This is a genomic window from Phenylobacterium sp. (assembly GCF_020402505.1).
In the GTDB taxonomy this organism is placed as follows: domain Bacteria; phylum Pseudomonadota; class Alphaproteobacteria; order Caulobacterales; family Caulobacteraceae; genus Phenylobacterium.
Map to the genome: position 1 here is coordinate 1 of NZ_JADBZL010000195.1, position 5,508 is coordinate 5,508.

A 5,508-nucleotide genomic window follows, 5' to 3' on the forward strand; every position below is an offset into this window, starting at 1 on the left:
AGCTTGGCGTCGCGGCCCTTGGCGGCGGCCTCGTAATAGTCGGCCCTGGCCTGTTCGCTGATCAGCACGCCGGCGTCGTAGGCGGTCAGGCCGTACTGGCTCTGGAAGCGCGCCTTCTTGGCGTCCGGCAGTTCCGGCAGGCTGTCCTCGATGGCCTTGACCCAGGCCGGGTCGAGCACCAGGGGCAGGAGGTCGGGGTCCGGGAAATAGCGGTAGTCGTGCGCATCCTCCTTGGAGCGCATGGACCGGGTTTCGCCCTTCACCGGGTCGAAGAGCCGGGTCTCCTGGTCGATCTTCCTGCCGTCCTCGAGGATCTCGATCTGCCGGCGGGCCTCGTACTCGATGGCCTGCTGGATGAAGCGGTAGGAGTTGACGTTCTTGATCTCGCAGCGCGTTCCCAGGCCCTCGCCGGGGCGCCGGACGGAGACATTCACGTCCGCCCGCAGGTTGCCCTTCTCCATGTCGCCGTCGCAGCTGCCCAGATAGACCAGGATGGTCCGCAGCTTCTTGACATAGGCCGCCGCCTCCTCGGACGAGCGCATGTCCGGACGCGAGACGATCTCCATCAGGGCCGTGCCGGCGCGGTTCAGGTCGACATAGGTGGCGTTGGGGTCCTGGTCATGCAGGCTCTTGCCCGCATCCTGCTCGAGGTGGAGTCGCTCGATGCCGACCGTGAAGGTCGACCCGTCGTCACGCTCCACCAGCACCTCGCCCTCACCGACGATCGGGTCCTTGTACTGGCTGATCTGGTAGCCCTGGGGCAGGTCCGGGTAGAAGTAGTTCTTCCGGTCAAAACGGCTCACCAGGTTGATCTTCGCCTTGAGGCCCAGTCCGGTGCGGACCGCCTGCTCGACGCAGTAGCGGTTCAGGACGGGCAGCATGCCGGGCATGGCCGCGTCGACCAGGCTGACCTGGGCGTTGGGGCCCGCGCCGAAACCGACGGCGGCGCCGGAAAACAGCTTGGCGTTGGAAGCCACCTGGGCATGGACCTCGAGGCCCAGCACGATCTCCCAGGGACCGGTCCGGCCCTGGATCAGTTTGGATGTCTCACTCATGAGGCCTGTTTAGTGCGGGGCAGACCCTAGCGGAAGCCTCTTGCGAAGGTCTCGGTTTTGTCGCCTCCTGCCGCCACTCTTGGCGCCGCGCTCCTGGCGCCCCACACCCGGAGATCCTGAATGAAGAAGACCCTGCTCGCCGGCCTGGCCGGCCTTTCCATCGCCTTTGCGGCCGGCGCGGCCCTGGCGGAAGGCGCCAAGTCGGTCGATTCGACCCCGATCAGCGAACTGGCTGCTGATCCCGCCGGCAAGGCGGCTCTGGACAAGGAACTGCCGGGCCTGACCGAACATCCCGCCTACGAGCAGTTCAAGGGCATGACCCTGCGCCAGCTCCAGCCCATGTCGGGTGGCGTCATCTCCGACGAGCGGCTCGCTGCAGTCCAGGCTGCGCTGGACAAAACCGCCCAGGGCTCCGGCCCGCAGCCGGCGGACAAGCCCGCCTCGAAGTAGGCCCTTACGGTTTCACCACCAGCGCGCGGGCTTCAAGGAGAAGCCCGCCGCTTTCTCGATGGCCCCGCCGAGCGAGAACAGCAGGCCCTCATCGAGGGGGCGGCCGATCAGCTGAAGGCCGAGGGGCAGGCCCTTGGCGTCCAGGCCCGCCGGCACGCTCATGCCGGGCAGGCCCGCCAGGTTCACCGTCACCGTGAAGATGTCGTTCAGATACATGGCGACCGGATCGTCGGCGTTCTCGCCGAGGGCGAAGGCGGCGGAGGGCGCCGTGGGGGTGAGCAGGGCGTCGACCTTCCCGAAGGCCTGGGTGAAGTCATCGGCGATGCGCCTGCGGACCTTGAGCGCCCGCAGGTAGTAGGCGTCGTAGTACCCCGCCGACAGCACGTAGGCGCCGATCAGGATGCGGCGCTTCACCTCCTCGCCGAAGCCTTCGGCGCGGGACTTTTCGTAGGTGTCCGTCAGGCTGGAGGCCTCCGCGCGGAGGCCGTAGCGCATGCCGTCGTAACGGGCCAGGTTCGAGGAGGCCTCTGCAGGGGCGACGATGTAATAGGCCGGCAGGGCGTAGCGGGTGTGCGGCAGGGAGACCTCGACGATCTCGCAGCCGGCGTCCCGCAGCCAGCCGATCCCCTGCTCCCACAGGGCCTCGATCTCGGCGGGCATGCCGTCGACCCGGTACTCCTTCGGCACCCCGATCCGCATGCCCTTCACCGAACGGCCCACGAAGGACGGGAAGTCCGGGACCTCGACGTTCAGGCTGGTGGAGTCCTTCGGGTCATGGCCCGACATGGACTTCAGGAGGAGGGCGGCGTCCTCCACCGTTCTGGCGATTGGCCCGGCCTGGTCCAGCGAGGAGGCGAAGGCGACCACGCCCCACCGGGAACAACGGCCATAGGTCGGCTTGATGCCCACCGTGCCCGTGAAGGCGGCGGGCTGGCGGATGGAGCCGCCCGTATCCGTGGCCGTGGCGCCGAGGCAGAGGCCGGCCGCGACGGCGGCGGCCGACCCGCCGGAGGAGCCGCCAGGGGTCAGGGGCGCCGTATCGTCCCGGCGACGCCAGGGACTGACCACCGGACCGAAGGCCGAGGTCTCGCTGGACGAGCCCATGGCGAACTCGTCCAGGTTGAGCTTGCCGAGCATCACGGCGCCGTCGCGCCAGAGCTGGGTGGTCACAGTGGATTCGTAGGTGGGGGTGAAGGACCCGAGGATGCGGCTGCCGGCTGTGGTGCGCACGCCGTCCGTGCAGAAGAGGTCCTTGATCCCCAGGGGCGCGCCCTCCAGGGCTCCCGGGTCGCCAGCCGCTCGTCGGGCGTCGGACGCTCTCGCCATCTCCAGGGCCTTCTCGGGGGTCTCCAGAATGTAGGCGTTCAGGGGTCGGGCGGCCTCGATGGCCTCGATGTGGGCGCGGGTGAGCTCCTCAGAAGAGAAGGTCTTTGCGGAGAGACCCTCAAGGGCCTGGCGAAGGGAGAGGTCTGTCAGCAAAGCCATCACTCGACCACCTTGGGAACGACGAAGAAGTCGCCGGCCCGGCGCGGGGCGTTCGCCAGCACGCGCTCGGGATCGCCGCCCTCGGTCACCACGTCTTCCCGGAGCGGCGCGGGTTGGGAGACGGCGGAGGTCATAGGCTCTACGCCATCGATGTTCACCTCGGCCAGCTGCTCGATCCAGTCCATGATCCCGCTGAGCTCGCGGGCCAGGGGCTCGATCCGGGCTTCCGGCTCGGCGATGCGCGCCAGTCTGGCGACCTTGCGGACGGTCGCCGCGTCAATGGCCATGGGGGCCTCCGTAAGGCTCTGAAATCACGCCGGCGCACGGGCCGGGGTTCGCCTAGGCTCTAGCCGCCCGGCGCCGGCTTTGACAAGCGCTGGCGATCATCCCGCCAGAAGGCCGCCGAACACGGCGCCCGCCAACACTCCCGTCGCAAGCAGGACCGCGCCAAGGCTCACGCGGATTCCATAGGCCGGCCCGCCGAGCACCCAGGCCGTCGGCGCCTTGATCAGCATGTTGGCGACAAGGGCGACCAGGATCCCCAGGGCGGCGAAGGCGTCGGGCAGCTTTCCGGCGGCCGCCAGGCCCGTCACCGAGAGGGCCGCGGCGTGGGCGTCGGCAAGGCCCGTGGCGGCGGCTCCGGCCAGGACCCCCCGGTCGCCGAGCCAGAGTTCCAGGAGCCGGCTGAGCAGGGTGCAGGCCGCGACGAGGCCGACAAAGAAGGCTGTCGCCGAAAGGTCAAAGGCGCGACCTGCCGCGCCGTCGGCCGGAGCCACCCCGGTCCCGCGCCGGGCCAGGAAGAGGGCATAGCCGAGGATCACCGTCCCGCCGGCCAGCAGGGGCAGGACAAGCGCGGTGAGCACCTGGGGCCGAAGGGTGGCCAGGAGGACCACCAGATAGGCCGTGGAGGACAACATGGATGCGACCCCAGCGGCGGCGGCGGCCGGCGTCGCCTCCGGCGTCTCCCGCGCCCGGCGGGCCATGCCGGCGATCGTGGCCGTCGAGGACACCAGCCCCCCCGCGAGTCCCGCCAGCAGCAGGCCGCGCCGCCCGCCCTCCAGCCTCTGGGCGACGTAGCCCAGGGCGCTGAGCCCCATCATCACCACCGCCAGCCGCCAGAGGGCGAAGGGATTGAGGACGCCCAGCGGGTCGACAGCCCGGTCCGGCAGGAGTGGCAGGACCACCAGGGCGGCGATGGCGAAGGCCAGGCCGTCCATCAGTTCCCTCTGGGTGAGGACGTCGCGGACCAGGGCCTGCAGGGGCGCGCGGGCGGCCAGGAGCACGGCCATGACCACCCCCGCCGCCACCGCCGCCTGGGGCCGGTCTGCAGTCATGACGCCCAGCAGGAAGGTGGCGAACATGGCCACCTCGGTCGTCAGACCCGGGTCATCGGGACTTGAGCGGCGATAGGAGGCGACGGCGGCGGCGGCCACGAACAGCCCGGCCACCGCGATCAGGAGAGGCTGGCCGAACAGTCCCGCAACGCCGCCCACCAGTCCGATCAGGGCGAAGGTGCGAAGACCCGCCGCCCCGCGCGACGGCCCCTCCCCCTTGCTGCGCTCGCGCTCGACCCCGACCAGCAGGCCGATCCCCAGGGCGAGGAGGAGCTTCAGCTCGGACTGCTCCAGCAGGGCGTTCATTCGACCGTCATCCCGCGTCCCCGGACCGGCTCCGGAGATGATGAAGCACGATACCCGAGGTCGTCGCGACATTCAGAGAATCAAATCCGGAGGCCATGGGAATCCGGACCGTCTCGCACCGCGCAAGGACGTCCGGCGCAAGGCCCGGCCCCTCCGCGCCCAGGACGACCGCCACGCGCCCGCCCCCGCGCACCTGCGCCAGGTCGCTCATGCCGGCGGGGCTGAGCGCCAGGACCCGGAAGCCCCGGGCCGCGAGGGCCTTCACCAGGTCGTCGCCCGGGGCGAGGCGGACCTGCGGGACCTTGAGCACGCCGCCCACCGAGACCCTCAACGCCTTGCGGTAGTAGGGATCGCAGCAGGCCGGATCGAGCACCACCGCATCCGCCCCGAAGGCGGCGGCGTTGCGGAAGAGCCCGCCCATGTTGTCGTGGTTGGCGATGCCCGACAGGGCCAGGACAAGGGCGTCCTCGCCCGTTCCCGCCAGGATCGCGTCCAGGTCCCCCGGACCCGGGGCGCGTCCCAGGGCCAGGACGCCCCGGTGGATGGGAAAGCCGACGATCCGGTCCATGACCGCCTGCGAAGCCACATAGACCGGCGTCTCGCCCGGCGCCCGTCCCAGCAGGACCGCAAGCCCCGGCAGCCGGGCCTCCGCCACGAGGATCGAGACCGGCAGGGCGAAGGGGCTTTCGAGGAGACAGCGCAGGACCACCGCGCCCTCCGCCACGAAGAGGCCCCGACGACCGACGAGATCGCGCTCCCGGACATCCTGGTAGTCGGCGATGCGCGGGTCATCCGCATCGGTGATCCATTCGGCCATCCCCGGCTTCTAACCTCAGGGCACGGGTGGGAGGAAGTGCGCGCGCCCCCTTCCCCTTGCG

At 70.3% G+C, this 5,508-nt stretch carries 6 protein-coding genes; 1 reads left to right on the forward strand and 5 read right to left on the reverse strand.

The genetic code is table 11. The annotated features are described in order from the left end of the window. Positions 1 to 1,055, reverse strand: a 1,055-nt coding sequence (gatB, locus tag IM632_RS13145) for an Asp-tRNA(Asn)/Glu-tRNA(Gln) amidotransferase subunit GatB (protein ID WP_296525145.1), incomplete at its 3' end; no start/stop codon positions are given. Between the two features lie 120 nt (positions 1,056 to 1,175). Between gatB and IM632_RS13150 the strand changes: the two genes are divergently transcribed. Beyond that, positions 1,176 to 1,505: a hypothetical protein gene (locus tag IM632_RS13150; protein WP_293514434.1), complete on the forward strand. Its 330-nt coding sequence runs from the start codon at positions 1,176 to 1,178 to the stop codon at positions 1,503 to 1,505. A 12-nt stretch (positions 1,506 to 1,517) separates the two neighbouring features. On the opposite strand, the gene gatA is transcribed toward IM632_RS13150, so the two are convergent. The 4 genes from gatA to IM632_RS13170 form a co-directional block, all read right to left on the reverse strand. Next, positions 1,518 to 2,990 carry an Asp-tRNA(Asn)/Glu-tRNA(Gln) amidotransferase subunit GatA gene (gene gatA, locus IM632_RS13155; RefSeq protein WP_296552435.1) on the reverse strand — a complete coding sequence of 491 codons (1,473 nt, stop codon included), beginning with the start codon at positions 2,988 to 2,990 and terminating at the stop codon, positions 1,518 to 1,520. Further along, positions 2,990 to 3,277, reverse strand: coding sequence for an Asp-tRNA(Asn)/Glu-tRNA(Gln) amidotransferase subunit GatC (gatC, locus tag IM632_RS13160; RefSeq protein WP_293518260.1), 288 nt, complete (start codon positions 3,275 to 3,277; stop codon positions 2,990 to 2,992). Before gatC ends, gatA begins: the two co-directional genes overlap by 1 nt. A gap of 96 nt (positions 3,278 to 3,373) precedes the next feature. Continuing rightward, positions 3,374 to 4,630 carry a DUF4010 domain-containing protein gene (locus tag IM632_RS13165; protein ID WP_296482074.1) on the reverse strand — a complete coding sequence of 419 codons (1,257 nt, stop codon included), beginning with the start codon at positions 4,628 to 4,630 and terminating at the stop codon, positions 3,374 to 3,376. Positions 4,631 to 4,637: 7 nt separating this feature from the next. Next, positions 4,638 to 5,447, reverse strand: a complete 810-nt coding sequence (locus IM632_RS13170; protein WP_296482072.1) for an RNA methyltransferase — start codon at positions 5,445 to 5,447, stop codon at positions 4,638 to 4,640. Positions 5,448 to 5,508: the final 61 nt, after the last annotated feature.